This is a genomic window from Streptomyces sp. SP18CS02 (assembly GCF_036322365.1).
Taxonomy (GTDB): Bacteria; Actinomycetota; Actinomycetes; order Streptomycetales; family Streptomycetaceae; genus Streptomyces.
Genome location: NZ_JAQYXC010000294.1, coordinates 299,796 through 323,048 on the forward strand (window position 1 = coordinate 299,796; position 23,253 = coordinate 323,048).

19 protein-coding genes are annotated in these 23,253 nt (G+C 72.8%); 12 read left to right on the forward strand and 7 right to left on the reverse strand.

The window, feature by feature from the left end; translation table 11 throughout:
- Window positions 1-9: 9 nt before the first annotated feature.
- Window positions 10-1,626, forward strand: a complete 1,617-nt coding sequence (locus PUR26_RS25695) for a class I adenylate-forming enzyme family protein (RefSeq protein WP_329875874.1) — start codon at window positions 10-12, stop codon at window positions 1,624-1,626.
- Here the strand turns inward: PUR26_RS25695 and PUR26_RS25700 are convergent.
- Window positions 1,599-2,873 carry a M6 family metalloprotease domain-containing protein gene (locus tag PUR26_RS25700; protein WP_329875493.1) on the reverse strand — a complete coding sequence of 425 codons (1,275 nt, stop codon included), beginning with the start codon at window positions 2,871-2,873 and terminating at the stop codon, window positions 1,599-1,601. The two genes, PUR26_RS25695 and PUR26_RS25700, sit on opposite strands and share 28 nt — an antisense overlap.
- A gap of 408 nt (window positions 2,874-3,281) precedes the next feature.
- On the opposite strand from PUR26_RS25700, the gene PUR26_RS25705 reads away from it, so the two are divergent.
- The 5 genes from PUR26_RS25705 (at window position 3,282) to PUR26_RS25725 (ending at window position 8,829) form a co-directional block, all read left to right on the forward strand.
- Window positions 3,282-3,935 carry a TetR/AcrR family transcriptional regulator gene (locus tag PUR26_RS25705; RefSeq protein WP_329875495.1) on the forward strand — a complete coding sequence of 218 codons (654 nt, stop codon included), beginning with the start codon at window positions 3,282-3,284 and terminating at the stop codon, window positions 3,933-3,935.
- A gap of 307 nt (window positions 3,936-4,242) precedes the next feature.
- On the forward strand, window positions 4,243-5,802 hold the full coding sequence (locus tag PUR26_RS25710; protein WP_329875497.1) for an MFS transporter: 1,560 nt from the start codon (window positions 4,243-4,245) through the stop codon (window positions 5,800-5,802).
- Between the two features lie 348 nt (window positions 5,803-6,150).
- Window positions 6,151-7,056, forward strand: a complete 906-nt coding sequence (locus PUR26_RS25715; protein ID WP_329875499.1) for a LysR family transcriptional regulator — start codon at window positions 6,151-6,153, stop codon at window positions 7,054-7,056.
- 100 nt (window positions 7,057-7,156) lie between these two features.
- Window positions 7,157-7,714, forward strand: coding sequence for a cysteine dioxygenase family protein (locus PUR26_RS25720; RefSeq protein ID WP_329875501.1), 558 nt, complete (start codon window positions 7,157-7,159; stop codon window positions 7,712-7,714).
- Window positions 7,714-8,829 carry a YeiH family protein gene (locus tag PUR26_RS25725; protein WP_443077163.1) on the forward strand — a complete coding sequence of 372 codons (1,116 nt, stop codon included), beginning with the start codon at window positions 7,714-7,716 and terminating at the stop codon, window positions 8,827-8,829. Before PUR26_RS25720 ends, PUR26_RS25725 begins: the two co-directional genes overlap by 1 nt.
- A gap of 128 nt (window positions 8,830-8,957) precedes the next feature.
- Here PUR26_RS25725 and PUR26_RS25730 read toward each other — a convergent pair whose 3' ends face one another.
- Window positions 8,958-9,470, reverse strand: coding sequence for a MarR family winged helix-turn-helix transcriptional regulator (locus PUR26_RS25730; RefSeq protein WP_329875503.1), 513 nt, complete (start codon window positions 9,468-9,470; stop codon window positions 8,958-8,960).
- Window positions 9,471-9,615: 145 nt separating this feature from the next.
- On the opposite strand from PUR26_RS25730, the gene PUR26_RS25735 reads away from it, so the two are divergent.
- Entirely contained in the window at window positions 9,616-10,377 is a 762-nt protein-coding gene (locus PUR26_RS25735; RefSeq protein WP_329875878.1) for a dioxygenase family protein, read from the forward strand.
- Between the two features lie 171 nt (window positions 10,378-10,548).
- Here PUR26_RS25735 and PUR26_RS25740 read toward each other — a convergent pair whose 3' ends face one another.
- Window positions 10,549-11,088 carry a GNAT family N-acetyltransferase gene (locus tag PUR26_RS25740; protein ID WP_329875505.1) on the reverse strand — a complete coding sequence of 180 codons (540 nt, stop codon included), beginning with the start codon at window positions 11,086-11,088 and terminating at the stop codon, window positions 10,549-10,551.
- Between the two features lie 148 nt (window positions 11,089-11,236).
- Here PUR26_RS25740 and PUR26_RS25745 point away from each other — a divergent pair, with 148 nt between their 5' ends.
- Entirely contained in the window at window positions 11,237-12,235 is a 999-nt protein-coding gene (locus PUR26_RS25745) for a sigma-70 family RNA polymerase sigma factor (protein ID WP_329875507.1), read from the forward strand.
- A gap of 227 nt (window positions 12,236-12,462) precedes the next feature.
- Here the strand turns inward: PUR26_RS25745 and PUR26_RS25750 are convergent, their stop codons facing one another.
- Window positions 12,463-13,422: a helix-turn-helix transcriptional regulator gene (locus PUR26_RS25750; protein WP_329875509.1), complete on the reverse strand. Its 960-nt coding sequence runs from the start codon at window positions 13,420-13,422 to the stop codon at window positions 12,463-12,465.
- Window positions 13,423-13,699: 277 nt separating this feature from the next.
- On the opposite strand from PUR26_RS25750, the gene PUR26_RS25755 reads away from it, so the two are divergent.
- The 4 genes from PUR26_RS25755 (at window position 13,700) to PUR26_RS25770 (ending at window position 19,533) form a co-directional block, all read left to right on the forward strand.
- Window positions 13,700-15,172, forward strand: a complete 1,473-nt coding sequence (locus PUR26_RS25755; protein WP_329875880.1) for an MFS transporter — start codon at window positions 13,700-13,702, stop codon at window positions 15,170-15,172.
- Between the two features lie 337 nt (window positions 15,173-15,509).
- Entirely contained in the window at window positions 15,510-16,271 is a 762-nt protein-coding gene (locus PUR26_RS25760) for a DeoR/GlpR family DNA-binding transcription regulator (protein WP_329875511.1), read from the forward strand.
- Window positions 16,268-17,206, forward strand: a complete 939-nt coding sequence (gene pfkB / locus PUR26_RS25765; RefSeq protein WP_329875513.1) for a 1-phosphofructokinase — start codon at window positions 16,268-16,270, stop codon at window positions 17,204-17,206. The genes PUR26_RS25760 and pfkB overlap by 4 nt, the downstream gene beginning before the upstream one ends.
- An 11-nt stretch (window positions 17,207-17,217) precedes the next feature.
- On the forward strand, window positions 17,218-19,533 hold the full coding sequence (locus tag PUR26_RS25770) for a PTS fructose transporter subunit IIABC (RefSeq protein WP_329875515.1): 2,316 nt from the start codon (window positions 17,218-17,220) through the stop codon (window positions 19,531-19,533).
- Between the two features lie 236 nt (window positions 19,534-19,769).
- Here the strand turns inward: PUR26_RS25770 and PUR26_RS25775 are convergent, their stop codons facing one another.
- From PUR26_RS25775 to PUR26_RS25785, 3 genes are all read right to left on the reverse strand, one after another.
- The gene (locus PUR26_RS25775; RefSeq protein WP_443077179.1) at window positions 19,770-20,576 is read right to left on the reverse strand and encodes a DUF6227 family protein; all 807 of its coding nucleotides are present in this window, start codon (window positions 20,574-20,576) and stop codon (window positions 19,770-19,772) included.
- Window positions 20,577-20,747: 171 nt separating this feature from the next.
- Window positions 20,748-21,839 carry a P1 family peptidase gene (locus tag PUR26_RS25780; protein WP_329875517.1) on the reverse strand — a complete coding sequence of 364 codons (1,092 nt, stop codon included), beginning with the start codon at window positions 21,837-21,839 and terminating at the stop codon, window positions 20,748-20,750.
- 38 nt (window positions 21,840-21,877) lie between these two features.
- Window positions 21,878-23,122 carry a low temperature requirement protein A gene (locus PUR26_RS25785; RefSeq protein WP_329875519.1) on the reverse strand — a complete coding sequence of 415 codons (1,245 nt, stop codon included), beginning with the start codon at window positions 23,120-23,122 and terminating at the stop codon, window positions 21,878-21,880.
- Window positions 23,123-23,253: the final 131 nt, after the last annotated feature.

The window sequence follows — 23,253 nt, forward strand, 5'->3', positions numbered from 1 at the left end:
TTCGCCGTCATGGACGGCGGGGACGGGAGCGTCGTGTACGCCGGCGGGCCGCGCACCCTGCGGGAGTTCGTCGAGGCCACCTGGGCCCACGGGGAGCGCGTGTTCCTCGTCGCCGAGGGGCGCCGCTGGACGTACGGGGAGTTCTTCGCTGCGGCCAGCGCGCTCGCGCGGCGGTTCGTCGAGGTGTACGGGCTGCGGCCGGGGGACCGGGCCGTCGTCGCGATGCGCAATCACCCCGAGTGGCAGATCGCCTTCTGGGCGGCCCAACTTGCCGGGCTCGTCGCCGTGCCGCTCAACGCCTGGTGGACCGAGGACGAGTTCACGTACGCCCTCGACGACAGCCGGCCGGGCGTGCTGCTCGTCGACGGCGAGCGGGTGGCGCGCGTGCGCGGGTGGGCCCGTGCGGCCGGAGTGCCGGGGGTGGTCTTCCACGGTGAACCCGGGGCGGCCGAGGAAGGGTTCGAGCGGTACGAGGACCTGCCCGCCGCCGATCCCGCGCTCGGGCCGCCCGATGTCGAGGTCCGGCCCGAGGACGACGCCACCATCATCTACACCTCCGGCACCACCGGCCGCCCCAAGGGCGCCGTCGCCACGCATCTCGCGCAGGCCGGGGCCGCGATGAACCCCCGCTTCCACGCCGCAGTGGCCGCCCTGGACGCCGGGCTGATCCCCGGGCAGGGCCCGGCCCCGGTGTCCCTGACGACGTTCCCGTTCTTCCATGTCGCCGCCTTCACCTCGTTCTACTCGGTGATGGCGGTCGGCGGAACGCTCGTCCTCATGCGCAAGTGGGACGCCGGGAAGGCGCTGGACCTCATTCATGAGCACGGCGTGACCCACTACGCGGGCGTCCCCACCACCGCACTGCAACTGCTGGACGCCGCCGCCGACCGGGGCCTGGGCACGCTCACCCACCTCAACACGGGCGGGGCCGCCGCGCCGCCGGAGCTCGTCGGCCGCCTCGCGGCGCGGTACGGGGAGGGCATCGAGCCCCGCAACGGCTACGGCCTCACCGAGACCGGTGGCGGCGTACTGGCCAACTTCGGCGCCGCCTACCGGCGCTTCCCCGGCAGCGTCGGCCGCCCCACCCCCGTCACCGAGACCCGGATCGCCGGGCCGGACGGCCGGGCCCTCCCCGAGGGCGAGGTCGGCGAGCTCTGGCTGCGCGGGCAGTCCCTGGTGCGCGGCTACTGGGAGGACCCGGCGGCCACCGAGGCGGCCTTCACCCCCGACGGCTGGTTCAGGACCGGCGACCTCGCCACCGTGCGCGACGGGCGGATCAGCGTCGTCGACCGGCTGAAGGACATGGTCATCCGGGGCGGCGAGAACGTCTACTGCGTGGAGGTCGAGGCGGCCCTGTTCGAGCACCCCGACGTGCTGGAGGCGGCCGTCCTCGGTGTGCCCCATCCCGTACTGGGCGAGGAGGTCGCCGCCGTGGTCCGGCTGCGCGACGGCGCCACGGCGGACGCCGGGGAACTGCGGGCGCATGCCGGAAGGGGGCTCGCGGCGTTCAAGGTGCCGGCCCATGTCCTGGTCCAGGACGGCCCGTTGCCGCGCAACGCCACGGGCAAGGTGCTGAAGCGGGACCTGCGGGCCGACGTTCAGGCGCGGGTGACGCGCACCCGGTAGGCGCCGGACGGCTCCTCGGTCAGCACGGTGATGGTGATGCCGCTCTCGGTGTCCTCGAAGGACTCGCCCGGCCGGTACGGCGCGTCCGAGAGCTCCGCGTGCACATTGGGCCGCCGGGTGCAGCCGCCGCTGTCCTCGTCGCTGTCCGCGACGGTGACGGGCCCCTGCCCCGTGTTCACGTCCGACGCCACGCGGTAGATCAGGACCCCCGGCTCGCACACCGCCTCGTCGTTGCCGTCCCGGGTGCGCACCTCCACCGCGTACCCGCTCTCCGCCGTCAGGGGCACGAAGGCCAGCTTCGGCCCGCCCTTCTCGGCCAGGGGCGTCAGCGTGTAGTCGCGGCTGCCGGACGCCGAGGCGCAGCGGACCTGGTCGTTGTCGAGCCAGCCGAGCTTCCACTTGTGCCAGCCGAGCATGTCGTTGTTGGCGCCCCAGTCCTCGGACATGATGTCCCAGTGCCCGACGGAGCCGCCGCCCTCCGTGGTGTACAGGTCGGGCAGCCCGAAGACATGGCCGTTCTCGTGGGGCAGGACCCGGTAGCCCGTCTCGTGGTACGAACCGGAGCCGTCGTCCTGGCGGCTGTAGACGAACGACGTGTTGGCGAGCGGCACCCCGTCCGCGTGCGGCGCCTCCGTGTTGCCGGAGAACGTCACCGACAGCACGGTGTCCAGCGCCGACGGACCCGCGTTGGGCGTGACGAGCACGTTGATCAGGTCGTACGCGCTGAAGTCCACCTTCGGGTCGGCCGCCGTCACGATGTCCTCGACGAGCCCCCGGTAGCCCGGCTCGTACGGCGCGCCGCGTTCTATCCCGTACGAGGCGAACGGCATCGGCATCCGCAGCCAGTCCGGCAGCGGGGCCTCGGCGCGGTAGGTGAGCCGCCCGTACGAGCTGGTGCGGAACCAGTCCGCGGTCTGGGGGAAGAACTCGGCGTACCGGCTCATCGCCAGGCCCTCTCCCGGCGCGTCGGAGAAGTCGACCATCAGGTTGAGGGCGCGGACCTCACCGGTGGAGCGGGAGTAGCCGGGGGAGGTGGGCAGGCCCTCGGACATCTGCACGCCCATGGTGGTCGCGATGCGGCACGGGGTGAGGCCCAGCTCGTCGGCGGCCTCGGCCGCGATCGGGCCGGCCGAGGCGCGGGTCCGGTCCGGGAGGGCGGAGCTCGCCGTGACCAGGGCGGCGAGGCCGAGTGCCGCGACGGCGCCGAGCGCGACCGGTCTGCGTATCCGCCCACGGATCTGCTGCATGCGAACGCCTTCGGTCGGCGGCAGCCGGCCGGATCCGTGCTGCGCTCCGTCCGATCAGCCTGTGACGGGCGGTGCGTGCTCGCGCGCCGGGTGGCCCGATCGTGGGTTTCTCCGTCAGGAGCGGGAGGGGTGGGGCCGGGAGGCATGGGAGGGGCGTGGGCAGGGGCGCCGATCGGGAAGCGGCGGGGGAGCGTCGCCGGCCCGGGGGCCTGGGGGCGGGGGCTCGTGCGGCTCGTGCGGCTCGTACGGGGGAGGCGAGCGGGGCGGGCTCCGGAGAGTGATGCGGGTCACATCCCTGGCGGGAAATAAGTGGGGATGGCTTCCCCGTTTGCACCCGTGTCAGCGAGCAACCGGGGAAGACCTCCCCGGTTGGCGTCCAAGAGCCCTCCGAGAAAGGTCGTGGAGCCCGTGAGCAGCCCTGCCGAGACCAGCGCGCGTCGTGTCGCCCGGCCTCGGGCCGACGCGTTGCGCAACCGGGAGCGGATCGTCACGGCGGCCCGCGAGATGTTCGTCGAGTCCGGCCCCGAGGTGCCGTTCGACGAGATCGCCCGCCGGGCCTCGGTCGGCAACGCCACGCTCTACCGGCACTTCCCGGACCGCACCGCGCTCGTGCACGCGGTCGTCCTCTCCGTCATGTCCCGCACCACCCAGCGGGCCGAGGAGGCAGCCGCCGAGGAGGCCGACACCTTCGAGGCGCTGCGTCGCTTCACCCACGCCGCCGCCGACGAGCGGATCGGGGCCCTGTGCCCGATGCTCTCCGGCGACGTCGACATCGACCACCCCGCACTGCTCGCCGAGCGCACCCGGCTGGAGGAGGCCGTCCAGGGCCTCGTCGACCGGGCGCAGAAGGCAGGTCGTCTCCGCGCCGACGTCGCCGTCGGAGACCTGATGGTCGCCGTGTCCCAGCTGACCAGGCCCCTGCCCGGTACCGGCTGTCTGGACAACGACCGCTTCGTCCACCGTCACCTCACGCTCTTCCTCGACGGCATGGAGGCCCCCGGGCGCTCCGCGCTGCCGGGATCGGCCGCGACCCTGGGAGACCTCCGGGACCGCCGCTCGTGAAGTCCTGAGTCCGACAGGTCCCGGGGCGTGGGCACCGTAAGCCTCGTGGGCCGCTCACCTCGCACGCCCACCCGTCACGGACGACCCCGAAGGCCGGGTGGTCCGCTCCGCGCTGCCCGGAACCAGGCCGGCTGAGCCGGCCGGCCGCCCCGCCCTGTCTCCGCCCTCTGCGCCCTCTTCTTCCTCTGCTTCCTTCCTCTTCCTTCCCCTCGTCGATACGTCCGCGGGCCCGCCCGCCAGTCCGTCCGTACTTCCGCACGTCTTTACATCCGCTTTTTCGCTTACGTACCACTAGGTGGCTACCCCCATGTCAAAAACGCCCTCCCCGGCGCTCTCTCCGGCCGATGCCTCCCTTCCGGACCCCAGCCGCTGGAAAGCCCTCGTCTTCATAGCCCTGGCCCAGCTGATGGTCGTGCTCGACGCGACGATCGTGAACATCGCGCTGCCCTCCGCCCAGCAGGATCTGGGGATCTCGGACGCCAACCGGCAGTGGGTCATCACCGCGTACGCACTCGCCTTCGGCGGTCTCCTCCTCTTCGGCGGCCGCATCGCCGACCTGTGGGGCCGTAAGCGCACCTTCGTCGTCGGCCTGCTCGGCTTCGCCGCCGCTTCCGCCCTCGGTGGCGCGGCCACCGGCGAGGCCATGCTCCTCGGCTCCCGGGCCCTCCAGGGTGCCTTCGGCGCGCTGCTCGCCCCGGCGGCGCTGTCCCTGCTCGCGGTGATGTTCACCGACGCCCGTGAGCGGGCCAAGGCGTTCGGCATCTACGGTGCGATCGCCGGTGGCGGCGGCGCCGTGGGCCTGATCCTCGGCGGTTTCCTCACCGAGTACCTCGACTGGCGCTGGACGTTCTACGTCAACATCCCCTTCGCCGTCGTCGCCGCGGCCGGCGCGTACTTCGTGATCCGCGAGCCCGCGGGCGGCCGCAACCGCTCCCCGCTGGACATCCCCGGCGTCGTCCTGTCGACCCTCGGCCTGGTCGCCCTCGTATACGGCTTCACCCGCGCCGAGTCCCAGGGCTGGTCGGACGCCGGCACCGTCGGCCTGTTCATCGGCTCCGTCGTCCTGCTCGCCGCGTTCGTCGCCGTCGAGGCGCGGGTCACGTCGCCGCTGCTGCCGCTGCGTGTGATGACCGAGCGCAACCGCGGTGGCGTCTACCTCTCCCTGGGCCTCGCCATCATCGCGATGTTCGGGCTCTTCCTCTTCCTGACGTACTACCTCCAGGTCGTGAAGGGGTACTCCCCGGTCAAGACGGGCTTCGCGTTCCTGCCGATGATCGCGGGCATGATCACGGGCTCCACCCAGATCGGTGCCCGGCTGATGACCCGGGTCCCGCCGCGGCTGCTCATGGGCCCCGGTTTCCTCACGGCCGCCGTCGGCATGCTGCTGCTGACGCAGCTGGAGATCGACACGTCGTACGCCGGTCTGATCCTGCCCGCGCAGCTGCTGCTCGGCCTGGGCATGGGTACGGCCTTCATGCCGGCCATGTCCCTGTCGACGCACGGCGTCGAGGCACGCGACTCCGGAGTGGCCTCCGCGATGGTGAACACCTCGCAGCAGGTGGGCGGGGCCATCGGTACGGCGCTGCTCAACACCATCGCGGCCTCGGCCACCACCGCGTACGTCACCGACCACGCGGCCGCGGCGACGACCCCGCAGGCGCAGAAGCTCCTCCAGCTCCAGGGCATGGTCGAGGGGTACGCGGCCGCCATCTGGTGGGCCGTCGGCATCCTCGCGGCGGCCGCCGCCATCGCGGTCACGTTCATCAACACCGGGCGCCCCGGGGCCACGACTCCCGCCGCGGAAGGCCGCGCGAGCAGCGACGGCGACATCGCGGACGAGATCAAGATCCCCGTCATCGCGCACTGAGGCGTCGTCCGGGGGTCCCGCCGGGTCCCCCCGGTTCCGGCGGCCCCGGGTCCCCCCGGGCCCGCCGCCACCGAACCGTCCCCGTCGGGCTTCCTCCGGAACCCGGCGGGGACTCGCGCGCAACCGGGCGCGGTGCGAAGGGGGACGCGGCGCCAAGGGTGGTGCGGTGGGCGCGGTGGGTGCAGCGCCAAGGTTGGGCGTGTGGCGGATCGTTGGTCCGGCGGGCGGTACGGCATCCGAGCGGTACGGCATCCGGACGCGGCCCATGGCCGGATGCCTTGGGCGTGGCTCAAAATGGGGCCGACAACAGGACCTTTCCGCACCCCAATTTCTCCTTATGCTTCTGGCGTGTTCGATTCCCGGTACATAAAGACCTTCCACGAAGTGGTCAGGACCGGTTCCTACTCGGCGGCGGCCCGTTCCCTGGGATACACCCAGCCGGCCGTCAGCCAGCAGATGAAGGCCCTGGAACGGGACGTCGGCACGCCCCTGTTCAGCCGGGTCGGGCGCGGGCTGCGCCTGACCGAGGCGGGGGAGACCCTGACCAGGCACACCGTGACGATCCTCGACAGCCTCGCGGCCGCGCAGCAGCAGATCGACGCCATAGCGCGGCTGCGGTCGGGCCGGGTGCGCGTATGCGCCTTCCCCAGCGCCGGGGCGACGATCCTCCCCGAGGCGATGGCCCGGATGGCCGCCGAGCACCCCGGCATCAGGGTGGAGCTGGTGGAGTGCGAGCCGCCCGAGTCGCTGCGGCTGGTCGCGCGCGGCGAGTGCGACATCACGCTGGCCTTCAGCTATCCCGGACTGCGGGTCGAGGTCCCGGACGGACTTGAGGAGATCCGGCTGCTGGAGGACCCCGTGACGGTGCTGCTGCCCACCGGGCACCGGCTGGCCAGACGCCGTGCCGTGCACCTGGGGGATCTGGCGAACGAGCGGTGGATCGCCGGCTGCGCGCGTTGCCGCGCGAACTTCCTGCACGCCTGCGCCGAGGAGGGGTTCACCCCCGACATCGCGTGCACCACGGACGACAACCTCATGATGCAGAGCCTCGTGGCGGCGGGCGTCGGCATCGCGATGGTTCCGTCGCTGGTCCTGTCGTTCCTCTGCCACAAGAAGGTCACCGGACGCATCGTGGAGCCCCACACCCGGCGTCAGGTGTACGCGTACGTGCTCCAGGATCACCTCCGGATCCCCGCCACGGCCCTGATGCTGGAGGAGCTCGTCGCGGCGGCCGAGCGGCGGACGGGCTGCTGAGCCGAACCTGACCGGGCGACCGCACGCATAAGCGTGTGTTGGGGGTTGGGCAAACAACCCTCCTTGGACGCGGAGGACCCGGCGGCCGGACGCTGCCCGCATGACCACTCCGACCGCGTCCGCAGCCCCGACCACCACCCGCCTGCGCGACCTCGTCGCGGAGATACGCGAGACCGTCGGCCGGGGGCTCGCTCCCGGCCCGACCGCCCGGCTCGTCGCGAAGAACCTGGCACCACACCTGTGCGCCCCCGACCTGCTCACCGACGCGCAGTGCGAGGGCGACCCCGACCACTACCGCCAGCACGTCCTGCACGCCGAGAGCGACGGCAGCTTCTCCGTCGTGGCCCTGGTCTGGCTGCCCGGCCAGGTCACTCCCATCCACGACCACGTCTCCTGGTGCGTGACCGGCGTCCATCAGGGCGAGGAGCACGAGCGCCGGTACCGGCTCGTCCCGTACGGCGGGTCCGCCCGGCTGGTCGCCACGGAGGACGTGGTGAACCCGGTGGGCGCGGTCAGCGCCTTCGCCCCACCCGGCGACATCCATCTCGTACGCAACGGCGGCACCGGCACAGCGCTGTCCCTGCACGTCTACGGGGCCGACATCTCCCGGCTCGGCACCAGCATCCGGCGCGTGTACAGCGCGCCGGCCGACTGCTGATGGCCCTCACGGGCTCACGCGCGGGGAACGGAACCCCGCGGGCCGCCGCCTCACCCACCGCCGTCCGGACCCCTCCGTCCACCGCCCGGACCTCTGCGTCCGCGGCCCGGACCCTTCCGTCCGCCGTCCGGCGCGGGCCGGCACCCGGGCTTGCGCTGGGGGCCGCCGGGGCCGGCGCGGCATGGCTGGCGCATCTGCTGCTTCCGGCCGTGCCCATGCTGACCGCCGCCGTCGTCCTGGGCATCGCCGCCGCGCACACGCCGTGGCTGCGCGCCCGGGTGCGCGGCCGCTGCCGCCCGGGCCTCACCCTGGCCGCCAAACGGCTGATGCGCGTCGGTGTCGTCCTCCTCGGCCTCAAGCTGAGCCTGTCGGACGTCCTCGGCCTCGGCTGGCAGTCGGTCGTCATGGTCGTCGGCGTCGTCGCCGCCACCCTCGGCGGTACCTGGTGGCTGGGGCGCCGGCTCGGGCTGCCGGGCGACCAGCCCCTGCTCATCGCCGCCGGCTACGCCATCTGCGGCGCGTCCGCCATCGGGGCGGTGGGCGCCGTGCGGGACAGCGACGACGACGATGCCGCCGCCTCGGTGGCGCTGGTGACCCTGTGCGGCACCCTCGCCATGGCCGTACTGCCGCTGCTGCACGGCCCGCTGGGGCTGACGGACGTGGAGTTCGGGCGATGGGTGGGCGCGAGCGTCCACGACGTGGGCCAGGTGGTGGCGGCCGCCCAGACCGCGGGCTCCGGCGCGCTCGGCGAGGCGGTCCTGGTCAAACTGGTGCGGGTGGCGCTGCTGGCTCCGCTGGTCGCGGTGCTGGTCCTGACGGCCCGCCGCCGGGGCGGGGCTTCGGCGAACGGAAGCAGGCCCCCGCTGGTGCCGCTCTTCGTCGCAGGGTTCCTGGTCATGGTGGCGGTGCGCTCCACCGGACTGCTGCCCGCACCCGTCCTGACCGCCGCCGGGACGGCACAGGAACTCCTGCTCGCCGCGGCCCTGTTCGGCCTCGGCAGCGCGGTGCACCTGCCGACGCTCTCCCGGACCGGGGTACGGGTGGCCGCCCTCGGCCTCACCGCCTGGATCCTGATCGCGGCGGCCTCCGTCGCGGGCGTGCTGCTCACCGTCTAGGGAGTGCCCGGAGAGTACCGGCGTCCGTCCGCAGGACGGTGCCGGCGGCGGGGGCGCCGGTGCCGACGGCGCCGCCGGGGGCGAGGGGATCGAGAGGGGGCGAGGGGGCGGGGCGGGGCTCGGGCCGCTCAGCGGAGCCAGGGGAGATCTGCTTTGGGGTCCTGGGGCTGGAGCCCCTCGGACATCACCCGCATGATCTCCCCGAGCTGCTCCACCTGCTCGGCGGAGAGCCGGTCGAAGATGGCCTGGCGTACGGCCGTGACGTGGCCCGGAGCACTCCGCCTGAGCACGTCGTAGCCCTCGTCCGTCAGATACGCGTTCTGCCCGCGCTTGTCGGACGGACAGTCCTCACGGCGTACCCAGCCGTTCTTCTCCAGCCGGGCTATGGCGTGCGAGAGCCGGGACCGCGTGATCTTGGCGTCCTTGGCGAGCTCCGTCATCCGCATGCGGCGGCGGGGCGCCTGGGAGAGCTGGACGAGCAGTCCGTAGTAGATGTGCGGCATCCCGGCGTCGCGCTGGAGCTGCCGGTCCAGATGGTCCTCCAGCAGCGTGGTGGCGTGGAGATACGCGCGCCAGACGCGCTGCTCCTCGTCGCTGAGCCAGCGCGGTTCGTCCGTCCCGCCGTTCGATGCCGTGTTCATGTATCCCACTCTAAGGCTTCTTGAAAGTTGAACTAGATGGGCGGTACGGTGGGCGGGCAAGAAGCTTGAAGGTTCAAGCAGCTGCTCGCGGCCGTACGGCTGTGCACACCACCGGGAGACGTCCATGACCGACCTCAAGGAGCGGATGCCCGCCCTCTACCTCTCCCACGGCGCCCCGCCGCTCGCCGACGACCCCGTCTGGCCGGCCGAGCTGGCCGCCTGGTCCGCCGGTCTGCCCCGGCCGGCCGCGATCCTGATGGTCTCCGCCCACTGGGAAGAGGCGCCGCTCGCCCTCGGCGCCACCGAGCCCGTCCCCCTCGTCCACGACTTCTGGGGCTTCCCCGAGCGCTACTACGGGGTCCGGTACGCCGCTCCGGGTGCCCCCCGGCTCGCCGCGTCGGTCCGCGGGCTGCTGCGTGCGCCCGGGATGCCCGTGCAGGACATCCCGGACCGGGGGCTGGACCACGGGGCGTACGTCCCGCTGGTCGAGATGTACCCGGACGCCGACATCCCCGTCCTGCAGATCTCGCTCCCGACGCTCGACCCACGCCGGCTGATGGAGATCGGCCGCAGGCTCGCGCCCCTGCGCGACGAGGGCGTACTGATCGTGGGCAGCGGTTTCTTCACCCACAACCTGGCCGCCCTGCGTCATGCCGGCATCCCCGCGTGGTCGTCCGAGTTCGACGACTGGGGACGGCGGGCACTGGCGGCCGGAGATGTGGACGCGCTGCTGGACTTCGAGCACAGGTCCCCGGCGGGGAAGCTCGCGCATCCGCGTACGGAGCACTTCGCGCCGCTGTTCGTCACGCTGGGCGCGGCCGACGCCGCGGGCGACCTCGGTGACGGGCGGAGCGTCATCGACGGGTTCTGGATGGGGATGGCGAAGCGCTCGGTCCAATTCGGCTGAGGCGGGGGCGGGTTGCACGTCCCCGGGGAGCGGTCGCCCGGAGCGCCGACGGCGGTCGTCGGGAGCGGTCGCCCGGGTGTGGTCGTCGGTGGCGCGCCGGGGCGGTCGCCGGGGTGCCCGGCCCGCCGCTCCCGGCGGGGGGCGTGTCCTGCCCGGGAGGCCGCCGCGCTCCTACGTGTCCCCGTCGAGGCCCAGCCGCTTCTCGTACCAGGCGACGTCCCAGTACCGGCCGAACTTCCGCCCCACCTCACCGAACTGCCCGACCGGACGGAAGCCGAAGCGGGTGTGGAGGCGGATCGACGCCTCGTTGGGCACCGTGATCCCGGCGTAGGCGCGGTGCACGTCCTCGTCCGCGAGCGCTTCGAAGAGGTGCTTGTACAACAGCGTCCCGACGCCCCGTCCGCCGGCGTCCGGGGACAGGTAGACGCTCGCCTCCACGGAGGTCGAGTACGCGGCCTTCGGCCGGAACGGGCTGGTCGTCGCGTACCCGAGTATCGTCCCGGCATTCCGGACATCCTGAGCAACCAGAAGGCGGTGGGGGCCGTCTTCGGAGTGGGAGCGCAGCCAGGGCCGCCGATCCTCAACGGTGAGGGGCGACGTGTCGAATGTGATGGCGGTCTCACGGATGTAGTGGTTGTAGAGCTCGGTGAGGGCCGCGAGATCGGCCTCGACGCCCGCTCTGACCTGCACCTCTGTGTATCCGTGTGACATTCGGCCTCCTGGGGTAGCCGGACAGGGTACTGCATGATCGCCAAAATCAATGAGTGGCGGGGGAATTCTGTCCGGATTCCAGTCGTTGTTTCCGTCGGATGCAGGGCACCCGGAAGGGTGTCGCGACCTACTCAGTAAGGGAGCTCGCATGGCAACCCGTGCCGTCGCCCGTCGTCAGTCCTCCGCCAGTGGGGCAGATCGGGCAAGCAGCGTTCGCGCCGTGGGCGGGGAGATCGCCGACCGCGACCTGGTCGGCATGTACCTCGACGAGATCGCACGCACACCCCTGCTCGACGCCGCCAAGGAGGTCGAGCTGTCCCAGACCATCGAGGCGGGCGTGTACGCCCAGCAGATCCTGGACGGCGAGGTCGAGTCCGACGCGGGTGGTGCGTCCCGCGAGGAGCTCGCACGCCTGGCCGCCGAGGGCGAGCGCGCCAAGGACGTCTTCATCCGCTCCAACCTGCGGCTCGTGGTGGCGGTCGCCCGCCGCTACCCGCGCAGCGGGCTGCCCCTGCTCGACCTGATCCAGGAAGGCAACGCGGGCCTGGTGCGCGCGGTCGAGAAGTTCGACTACGCCAAGGGCTTCAAGTTCTCGACGTATGCGACGTGGTGGATCCGCCAGGCCATCACCCGGTCGATCGCCGACCAGTCGCGCACGATCCGGCTCCCCGTCCACCTGGTGGAGGAGCTGGGCCGCATCCGCCGTGTGCAGCGCGAGTTCAACCGTGAGAACGGCCGGGAGCCGGAGGCCGCCGAGGTCGCCACCGAGCTCGGCTCGACCCCGGAGCGGGTCACGGACGTGCTCGACTGGGCGCGCGACCCCGTCTCGCTGAACATGTCCGTGGACGACGCCGGTGAGACGCAGTTCGGCGACCTGCTGGAGGACACCTCCGCGGTCTCGCCCGAGCAGTCGGTGATGACCCTGCTGCGCAGCGAGGAGCTGGGCGACCTGATCGGCAAGCTCGACAATCGCACGGCCTCGATCATCCGTATGCGGTACGGCATCGAGGACGGCAGGGAGCGGACCCTGACGGAGGTGGGCAAGGAGCACGGTCTGACCCGCGAGCGCATCCGTCAGATCGAGAAGCACGCCCTTCTGGAGCTCAAGCGCATGGCCCACGACACGGGCTTCGACGCCGCCGCCTGACCCGCCCCGTCCGCCTGACCCGCCCTGTCCGCCCGACCCGCGTCACCCGCCGCCCGGGGCGCGCCCACCGCGCCCCGGGTCGCTTCTGCCCCATGGTTATGTCCCACGGGTCTGCCCCGCGGGTCTGTCCCGCGCGGGCGGATTCCGCCGTCGGGCGGGAGCACGACCGGCCGCCCTCGCCCCGGAGCCCCGGTCCTGGGATGCGCCGCCTCATCCCGGCGAGCGGGTCAGGCGTGCGCCGAGCGCGTCAGGCGTGCGCCGAGCTCTCCCACGCAGGACACCAGCGCCGGGGGCCCGTGCACCGTGAACTCGCAGTCCACCAGCGCCAGTCGCAGTGCCAGCCACTCCAGCGAGTCCGCCGAACGGACCCGCAGCCGACAGGTGTCGTCGCCCGCCGCCGTGGGCGCCAGATGGCCCGGCAGCCGGGCCGCCACGAACTGCGCGGGTGCCGAGAACGTCACGTCCACGTCGTGCTCCGGCTGCTGCCGGGACACCGTGCGTGCGAGCAGCTGCGCCGCGTCCCCGGTCGGCAGCTCCCGGGGCGTGAAGCGGGCGCCCGTGGCGAAGGGGTCGCTGACCCGGTCGACGCGGAACGTGCGCCAGTCCTCCCGCCCGAGGTCGTACGCCACGAGGTACCACCGGTGACCGGTCGACACCAGGCGGTACGGCTCCACCTGCCTCCTGGTCTCGGTGCCGTCGCCGGCCCGGTACCCGAAGCGGAGCCGCTCGTGGCCGGTCACGGCGGCCGCGAGGGACGTCAGCGTCTGCGGGGCGACGAGCGCGCCGTCCCCGCGCGCCAGCGGGATCGTGGCGTTCTGCAGCGAGGAGACCCGGTGCCTCAGCCGGGACGGCAGAACCTGCTCCAGTTTGGCCAGGGCGCGTACGGAAGCCTCCTCGACGCCCTCGATGGCGTGTCCGGCCCCCGCGCGCAGCCCGACGGCGATCGCCACGGCCTCTTCGTCGTCGAGGAGCAGTGGGGGCATCGCCGCGCCGGCCACCAGCCGGTATCCGCCGATCACCCCCTTCGTCGCCTCGACGGGATAGCCGAGGTCACGCAGCCGGTCGATGTAGCGGCGGATGGTCCGCGGGCTGACGTCGAGTCGTGCGGCCAGCTCGCTGCCCGGCCACTCGCGAGGGGTCTGAAGGAGCGACAACAGATGCAGAAGCCGTGCCGGTGTGTCCGTCATACCTTCAGGATGCGTGTGAACTAGGACGTCATCCGACCTATATCCGGATTAGTTTTCCGTCATGACCTCCTCGAACGGCCCCGCGCCCTCCTCGGGCGTTTCCGACCCCAAGGCTTCCGGGGCGTCCCCGGCCTCCGCCTCCCCGGCTCCGGATTCCCTGGTTCCCTCCGCCGGCCCCGCCGTGTCCTCCGCCTCCGGGAGCCCGGTCGCCCCGGGCCCGGCAGGCCCGGACCCGGTCGCCTCGGACCGGCGCCGGTGGCTCGCGCTCGCCATCGTGATGACCGCCGCGTTCATGGACCTCGTCGATGTGACGATCGTCAACATAGCGATCCCGAGCATCGAGCAGGACCTGTCCGCCTCCTTCGGCGCCATCCAGTGGATCACCGCCGGGTACGCGCTCGCCTTCGCGGCCGGGCTCGTCACGGGCGGGCGGCTCGGTGACATCTACGGCCGCAAGCGGCTCTTCCTGATCGGCATGGCGGGCTTCACCGTCGCCTCCGCGCTCTGCGGCTTCGCCGCCGATCCGGAGATGCTGGTCGCGTCCCGCCTGCTCCAGGGCGGTATGGCCGCGATGATGGTGCCGCAGGTGCTGGCGATCGTCCACGTCACCTTCCCGGCCCATGAGCGCGGCAAGGTCTTCGGGATGTTCGGCGCGATCGTGGGCCTGGGGGCCGTCTCCGGCCCGCTGCTGGGCGCGCTGCTCACCCAGTGGAACCTGTTCGGCCTGGAATGGCGGCCGATCTTCCTGATCAACCTCCCGGTCGGTATCGCCGGCCTGATCCTGGGCCGGAAGTTCATCACCGAGTCCCGCGCCGAAAAGGCGCTCCGCCTCGACCTGGTCGGCGTCGCGCTGGTCACGCTCGGCCTGCTGATGCTGATCTACCCGCTCACGCGCGGCCGTGAGCTGGACTGGCCGCTGTGGGGGCACCTGTGCATGGCGGGCAGCCCGGTCGTGTTCGCCGTGTTCGTGGCGTACGAGAAGTACAAGACGCGCAAGGACGGTTCGCCGCTCGTCGAGCTGTCGCTGTTCAGGGTGAAGAGCTTCGCGGCCGGTATCGCCGTACAGCTGACCTTCGGCGTCGTGCTGGGCATCTTCTTCCTGGTCTGGACGCTCTATATGCAGGTCGGGCTGGGCTGGTCCGCGCTGCGGGCCGGACTCACCGGTGTGCCGTTCTCGATCGCCGTCTCCGTGGCGGCGGGCCTGTCCGTGCAGAAGCTGGTGCCCCGCTTCGGGCGGAAGGTGCTCCAGGCGGGTGCGTTGACGAAGGCCGTGGGTCTGCTGCTCTACATCTGGGAGGTCGATCGGTACGGCACGGCGATCACCTCGTGGCAGATGAGCCTCCCGCTGATCGTCATGGGTGCGGGAATGGGCCTGATAGTCGCCCCGCTCACCGACGCCGTGCTGTCGGAGGTGCCGCGGGAGCACGCAGGGTCGGCGTCCGGGCTGATCAACACCACCGGGCAGATGGGCACGGCGCTCGGTCTCGGACTCGTGTCCGTGGTCTTCTTCGGCACCATCGACGAGGAGCGGCCGGCGCCGGGCGCTGTCGGCACGGCGTTCGCGGACGCGTTCCAGAACTCCCTGTGGTGGGTCGTGGGGGTGCTGGCGGTGATCTTCGCGGTGATGTTCGCGCTGCCGGCGCGTCCGAAGCACAACATGGAGGGCGCGGCGCTGGAGGCCGAGGGTGACGGCCAGGACGTGCCGCTCCGGAAGGCGGACGCGGACCGGGACGCCGTCCTCAGCCGCTGACGCCCTGCCGCCGCTCCTGCCGCTGACTGCCGCTGCGCCCTGTCTCTGACGGCGGGGCGCGGCGCGGTCCGGGCGGCGCGGTCCGGGCGGGCCCGGGCGTGTTCGGGTGGTGTGGGGGCGGCGTGCGGAAGGGCCGCGCAGGAGTGAGAGGGCCCGGCCCCCGGGGGGTGTGAACCCCGGGGGCCGGGCCCTCCGCTTGCCCGGGCGGCCCCGGCCCGATGCCGCAGGGTGCCCGTTTCGCGCGTTTTCCATGCCCGAACCTGTTTACTTCCCCGAGAACGGGTCGTAGCCTGCAAGTGAAACAACAGGTTCGGGCATGGAACGGATGTAAAACCACATGTACGCACCGGAGCGCCAGCAGGAGATCCTGCGCCTCGCCCGTGAGGGCGGCCGGGTCGAAGTGCTCTCCCTCGCCGAGGAGTTCCAGGTCACCGCCGAGACGGTTCGGCGCGACCTCAAGGCGCTCGACCGCGCCGGACTCGTCCGCCGGGTGCACGGCGGGGCCATCCCCGCCGGGCGCCTCGACTTCGAGCCCGACCTCGCCGAGCGCGAGAGCACCGCCGCCGACGAGAAGGACCGCATCGCACGGGCCGCCCTCGCCGAGCTTCCCGAGCGGGGCAGCGTCATCCTCGACGCCGGCTCCACCGTCGCCCGGCTCGCCGCCGGACTGCCGCCGGCCTGCGACCTCACCGTCGTCACCCACGCCCTGCCGGTCGCCTTCAGGCTCGCCGACCACCCGGGCATCGCCCTGCACCTGGTGGGCGGCCGGGTCCGGCACCGTACGCGCGCCGCCGTCGACGCCTGGGCCCTGCGCGCCTACGGGCAGATCCGGGCCGACGTCGTCTTCCTGGGGGCCAACGGCTTCTCCGCCCAGCACGGGCTGACCACCCCGGACCTCGCGGAGGCGGCCGTCAAACAGGCCCTCATCTCCGCCGCGCGGCGCGTGGTGCTGCTGGCCGACTCCGGCAAGTTCGGCACGGAGCAGTTCGCCCGGTTCGGCGACCTGGCCGACGTGGATCTGCTCATCACGGACACCGGACTCAGTCAGGAGGCCGCCGAGGCCATCGAGGCCGCCGGTACGGAGGTCGTACGCGCATGATCCTCACCGTCACCCCCAACCCCTCCCTGGACCGGACGTACGAGGTCCCGGCCCTGGAGCGCGGCGAGGTGCTGCGCGCCACGGGAGAGCGGACGGACCCCGGCGGCAAGGGGGTCAACGTCTCCCGGGCCGTGGCCGCCGCCGGGCATCGCACCGTCGCGGTGGTGCCCCTGGGCGGCGCGCCCGGCGCGCTCGTCGCGGAGCTGCTCGCCGGGCAGGGCATCGAGGTCGCCCCGGTACGGGTCGCCGGGCACACCCGCTCCAACATCGCCGTCGCCGAGCCGGACGGCACCCTGACGAAGATCAACGCGCCCGGCCCCGAGCTGACGGCCGACGAGGCGGAGGCCATCCTGCGCTCCGTCGGCGTGCACGCGCCCACCGCCGACTGGGTCGCCTGCTGCGGCAGCCTGCCGCGCGGACTGGCGCCCGAGTGGTACGCCGAGCTGGTCGCCCGAGCCCACGGCCACGGTTCCCGGATCGCCCTGGACACCTCGGGCCCCTCACTGCTGGCCGCGCTGTCCGCCCGGCCCGACGTGGTCAAGCCGAACGTCGAGGAGCTCGCCGAGGCCGTCGGCCGCCCCCTCGCCACGGTGGGCGACGCGGTCAAGGCGGCCGAGGAGCTGCGCGCCGCGGGCGCCGGCGCCGTACTGGCCAGTCTCGGCGCGGACGGCCAGCTGCTCGTCTCCAAGGCGGGTGTCCTCCACGGCTACGCGGCCGTCGCCGCCGTACGCAGCAACGTCGGTGCGGGTGACGCCTCCCTGGCCGGCTTCCTCGCGGCGGGCGGTGAAGGGCCCGGCGCGCTGGCGGCCGCGGTCGCGCACGGCGCGGCGGCCGTCCAGCTGCCGGGCAGCGAGATGCCGACGCCCGCCGACCTGAACCCGTCGGCGGTCACGGTGACCGCCGACGTACCCCTCGACCGAGCACTGAGCGAGTAAGGGAGCCCGCGATGAGCGACATGATCACCGCGGACCTGGTCGATCTCGACCTGGCCGCCGACAACAAGGAAGAGGCGGCCCGTTCGCTCGCCGAGCGCATGGTCGCGCTGCGGCGGGTGACCGACCTGGACGGCTTCCTGGCCGACGTGGCGGCCCGCGAGGCCCAGATGCCGACGGGCCTGGACGGCGGCATCGGCATCCCGCACTGCCGTAGCGCGCATGTCACCGAGCCCACCCTCGCCTTCGGGCGCGCGGCCCGGGGCATCGACTTCGGCGCGCCCGACGGGCCGGCGGACCTGATCTTCCTCATCGCGGCTCCGGCGGGCGCGGACGACGCCCATCTGACGATCCTCTCCTCGCTCGCCCGCCGCCTGATGAACGACGACTTCACATCGGCGCTGCGGTCCCTGACGTCCGCACCGGAAGCGGCCTCCCTGATCCGCGGCGACACCCTGCCCGCACAGGCACCGGAGGCGACCGCGCCCGAGTCGTCGACGTCGACGTTGCCGCCGTCCGCGCCGGAGGCGGCACCTGCCGCTGGGGCCGCCTCCGGCGCATCCGGCACTCGGAGCACGGGCGCCGCAGGAGGCACGGAGGCCACTGAGAGCTCCGGTACCGCGGGTGCCGATCGTCCTGCGGGTGCCGATCGTCCTGCGGGTCCTGCGGGTCCTGCGGGTCCTGCGGGTCCTGCGGGTCCTGCGGGTCCTGCGGGTCCTGCGGGTTCGGCCGGTTCTGCGGGTTCCGCCGGTTCTGCGGGTTCTGCGGGTTCGGCTGACTCCGCGGGTTCCGCGGGTGCCGTCCCGTCGTCCGGCGGCCCCGAGCACCCTGTCGCGAGCGGCGAGGGCGAGCGACCCGCGTTCCGGATCGTCGCCGTCACCTCCTGCCCCACCGGGATCGCCCACACCTATATGGCCGCCGAGTCCCTGGAGAAGGCCGGTACGGCCGCCGGGGCCCAGGTGGCGGTCGAGACGCAGGGGTCCGCCGGGTTCACCCGGCTCGACCCCGCCGTCATCGCGGCCGCCGACGGCGTGATCTTCGCCCATGACGTACCCGTCCGGGAGAAGGAACGATTCGCTGGAAAGCCCACCGTGGATGTCGGGGTGAAGGCCGGGATCAACCGCCCTGCCGAGCTGATCGCCGAGGTGCGCGGCAAGGCCGAACGCGGTGAGACCACCGAGCCCGCCGGTCCCGGCACGCCCGTCGACCGGGCCGGGGACCAGGGTGAGGGCTACGGCACCAAGCTGCGCAAGTGGCTGATGTCGGGCGTCAGTTACATGGTCCCGTTCGTCGCGGCCGGTGGTCTGCTCATCGCCCTCGGGTTCGCCATCGGCGGTTACACCATCGACAAGGTGCCCTCCGTCGCCGAGCAGTTCATCTGGACCGACCAGACCAGCTGGGCCGCGCTGCTCTTCCAGATCGGCGGGCTCGCGTTCGGCTTCCTCGTACCGGTCCTGGCCGGCTACATCTCGTACGGCATGGCCGACCGGCCCGGACTCGTTCCCGGCTTCGTCGGCGGCGCCGTCGCGCTCACCATCGACGCCGGCTTCCTGGGCGGCCTCGCCGCCGGTCTGATCGCGGGCGCGGTGGTGCTGGCGATCCAGCGGGTCAAGGTGCCCGCGCCACTGCGCGGGATCATGCCGGTCGTGGTCATCCCGCTGATCTCGTCGGCGATCGTCGGGTTCCTGATGTTCCTGGTGATCGGCAAGCCCATCGCCTCGCTCCAGAAGGCACTCACCGACTGGCTGTCCGGCCTGACAGGCGCGAACGCGATCCTGCTCGGCGCGATCCTCGGCCTGATGATGTGCTTCGACCTGGGCGGCCCGCTCAACAAGGTGGCGTACGCCTTCGCGGTCGGCGGCCTCGCCAGCCCCAACGAGGGGTCCCTCAAGGTCATGGCCGCCGTCATGGCCGCCGGAATGGTGCCGCCGCTCGCGATGGCGCTGGCGACGACCGTGCGCGGCAGGCTGTTCAGCAGGACCGAGCGGGAGAACGGCAAGGCCGCCTGGGTGCTCGGCGCCTCGTTCATCACCGAGGGCGCGATCCCCTTCGCCGCCGCCGATCCACTGCGGGTCATCCCCTCGGCGATGGCGGGCGGTGCGGTGACCGGCGCTCTGTCGATGGCCTTCGAGTGCACGCTGCGCGCCCCGCACGGAGGCATCTTCGTGGTCCCGCTGATCGGCAACCCGTTCCTTTACCTGGTGGCGATCCTCGCCGGCACGCTGGTGAGCACCGCTCTCGTCGTCCTGCTCAAGAGCGCTCGCAGGACGCCCGTCGAGGCCGCTCCGGCGGAGCCGGAGACCGCGCGGCAGGTCGCCGTGGTGGCGTGAACCGCGGGGTCGCCGCCGTGGCGTGGCGCCGGGGCCCGGAGGGCCGCGACGCACGCCCGTCGGTCACCGCGCCCTCCACCGGCCGCCATCCCGCGGGGCAGTCCCGGGGTGGCGGCCGACGGCATCGCCCGCGACGGCCGATGCCGTCCCGCGCGACGGCAGGGCCAGGGCCCGCGACGGTCGGGTTGGGGCCCGCGACGGTCGGGCCGGGCGCCGGCCCAACGGACGGCCCCGTGTCAGCGCACCCGCGCGCGCAGTTCCATCGCCTCGCGCGCGGCGTGCTCCTGCTCGTACACCTCGCACATGTGCCGGCCGTCCGGCGTCGCCGTGTGCTCGACCTCCCACACGCTCACCTCACTCCCGTCCAGCAGCAGGAACGCGTGCTCGTACAGGGTGAAACCGGCGTCCTTCCCCGCCACGCTGCACTGCCTGCCGAAGACCTGCTTGATGTCGTGCGCGAACGACTCCCGCAGCCGCGCCGCGACCGCCTCGCCCGGCCGGTCCGCGTTCTCCGCGCGGCGCAGCACCCGGCGGGCGTGGTCGGCGGAGTTGTCCGGCACGTAGCGGCGGGGCGGCGGCGCCGAAGGGCGGGACAGCAGCGAGCTCAGCAGCTCCAGATCCATGTCCAGCCCGTCCCGTGTCCCCTCGGGGCCGTCAGGGCCGCCGAAGCGCGCGAAGCCGACCGGCAGCCGTGAGGCCGCCAGCCGGACCTCCGCCTCCTCGGCATACAGCTCGTGCTGCTCGCTGCCGTCCCGGCCGGTGTTGTGCACCAGCTCCCACAGGGTCAGCGAGGCGCCGTCCATGAGCAGATACGTATGCCGGTACGTCGCCCGGTGCAGCGCCGCGCTGTGCTGCGAGGAATGCAGGGAACTGGCGTGCGCCAGCGCCGAGTCCAGACGCTCTATCAGGGCGTCCGGCAGGTCGAAGGAGTTGAGCGCCCGACCCAGGAGCCGCTCGAGGTGCGACTCGGGCGTCTCGTACGGATCGGGAGAATCGATCGCGCGGACCGGATCGTTCGCGCGGACCGGATCGTTCGCGCGGATCGGATCGTTCGCGCGGATCGGATCGTTCGGCTCGTTCAAGAGGGTCTCCAGGCCGTCGCCGGGTGTCACTTGATGCTTGCTTAAGGTAGTGCCTGGGTCTGACAACGCGACCTGCTTCGACAAAACGTAGGGCGCACGGGCCTGGTTCCCGCGCGCCCCCTTACGGGACGGCTACCCCGTCCGGCGCCCGGCGCCGTACAGGGAGCGGTACGACGGGAAGTCGCCACCGGGGCCGGACACCGGATCGGCGGCCAGCACGGCCCGCACGATGGCCCTGGTCACCACGTCGGCGCCGGCCGCCAGTACGCCGTTCAGCGCGAGCGGTGCCCCGCCGTCCAGCGTCCGCGCACCCGTCGCCAGGGCGAACACGGTGTCCCCGTCGTTCATCAGGTGCACCGGACGCACGGCGCGAGCGATGCCGTCGTGCGCCGTGCCCGCGAGCTTCTGCGCCTGTGCCCGGGTCAGTCCGGCGTCGGTCCCGACCACCGCGAGCGTCGTGTTCAACGGCGGCCAACCGCTGCGCTCCCGTGCCTCGGCCAACCGGCGCGACGCCGCCGCGTGTACCTCCGCATCCGGGTACAGGGGGCGTGCGCCCGCGTACGCCCCGTACAAAACGCCCGTTGCCGGATCGATCGCCGAGCCTATGGCGTTCACCACCACCAGAGCGGCGACCGTGATTCCGGACGCCAGCACCGTACTGGCCGTACCCACCCCGCCCTTCATCCCGCCGATCACCGCGCCCGTGCCGGCGCCCACGCTGCCGCACTCCACCGGGGCGCCCTCCGCCGTGGCGGCCGCCGCCTCCACCGCCGCACGGCCCGTGGCGGCGTCCGGGCGGGCCTTCCAGTCACCGCCCCGGCCCAGGTCGAACACGCAGGCCGCCGGAACGACCGGTACCACATGCGTCGGTTCGGGTCCCACCCGCACTCCTCGCCCCCGCTCCTCCAGCCAGGCCATCACGCCCGCCGCGGAGTCCAGCCCGTACGCACTGCCTCCCGTCAGCACCACCGCATCGATCCGCTGGACCAGGTTGCGCGGGTCGAGGGCGTCGGTCTCGCGGGTGCCGGGGCCGCCGCCCCGTACGTCCACAGCCGCGATCACGCCCCCCTCGGGCGCGAGGACGACGGTGGTGCCGCTCAGCGCGTCGCCGCCCGGCACGCGCGCATGACCGACCCGCAGGCCCGTCACATCCGTCAGCCCGTCAGCGGCCGTGTCCGTGAGCCCGTCCGCCGATGCGTCCACCTGTGCGTCATTGGTTGCCATGAACCCTGCGTACCACGGCGGTCCGGACGCGCGCCCGGTCATCGTGCCGGGTTCACCGCGTCCGTGGCCGCCCGCGCGGTCAGAGCCACCCCCACGCCCACCGCAGCGGCCGCCACCAGCCCGGCCGCCAGCACGGCCCAGCGTCCCGCGAACGTACAGAGCACCATGGCCAGCGCGGCACACGGCAGCACCAGCTGCTGTGCGATGCCCACCTTGAAGTAGCGGGAGTGCAGCGCCCACACCAACAGCATGAAGAGCGCCGAGGGCAGGGTGACGGCGGCCGCCGCCGAGGCGGGTGACAGATGGGCCTCGCCGACCGCCTGCTCGACGGCGACCTCGATCCCCGCGCCGATCGCCGCCGCCGAGGCGAAGATCAGATAGTGGCCGTAACCCCAGAGGAAGCCCTGCTTGTTGGTGATCAGCCGGTGGTGCGCCGGAACGACGAAGTAGATCCACCAGGCGGCGAACACCACCAGGAGCCCGCCGGCCGCGATCGGCAGCAACTCGCCCAGCGCGTCGTTCTCGTCGATGCCGGACTTCACCGCGACCGTCGCCGCCGCGATCGTCTCGCCCAGGACGATGATCGTGAAAAGGCCGTACCGCTCGGCGATGTGGTGCGCGTGCCAACTGGTGCTGAAGTGCTTCTCGGCGAACGGCGGGACGGCCATCTCGGCGATCGCCATCAGCAGGAAGACCCATCCCCGGGCCGCCTCCGGCACGAACAGCAGCGCCGTCCAACCGACCTGGCAGGCCATCACGCCGCCCGCGTACCGCAGAGCCGCGCTCCGCTCGGGGCCCAGCGCCGCCCGCGCGGCGCGCAGCCACTGCGAGGCCAGCGCCAGTCGCATCACCAGATAGCCCAGCCACACGAGCAGGAAGTCATGGTGTGCGAATGCCGTGGACACCCCGGCGGCCAGGATCAGTACACCGGCGATCTGGACCAGCGTCACCACCCGGTAGAGCACGTCGTCGTTGTCGTACGCCGACGCGAACCAGGTGAAGTTCATCCACGCCCACCAGATGGCGAAGAAGACCATGGCGTAGTTGAGGATGCCGTCGCCGGCATGTCCTTCGGCGATGGCGTGCACGAGCTCCGCGCCCGCCTGGGCCACCGCGACGACGAAGCAGAGGTCGAAGAAGAGCTCCAGGGGCGTGGCGGTGCGGTGGGCCTCGTCGCGGCTCCGCGCCACCAGGGGCCGCAGGGGCGGCGGCCCCCCTGGAGGTCCTGGACGACTGGGAGGACCGGAGGACCGCTCGGGCCGCCGGCTCGGTGTGGGGGTCATGGCTCCAGCACAGCAGAGCGATCGGGGACGGGCACCGTGACGCGCCCCGGGGGCCGGCGCGACACCATCCCGCCGCCTCGGGGCGCGGGTCCGCAGGTGACGGTCCGGGGGCAAGGGGGGCGATCCCGCCG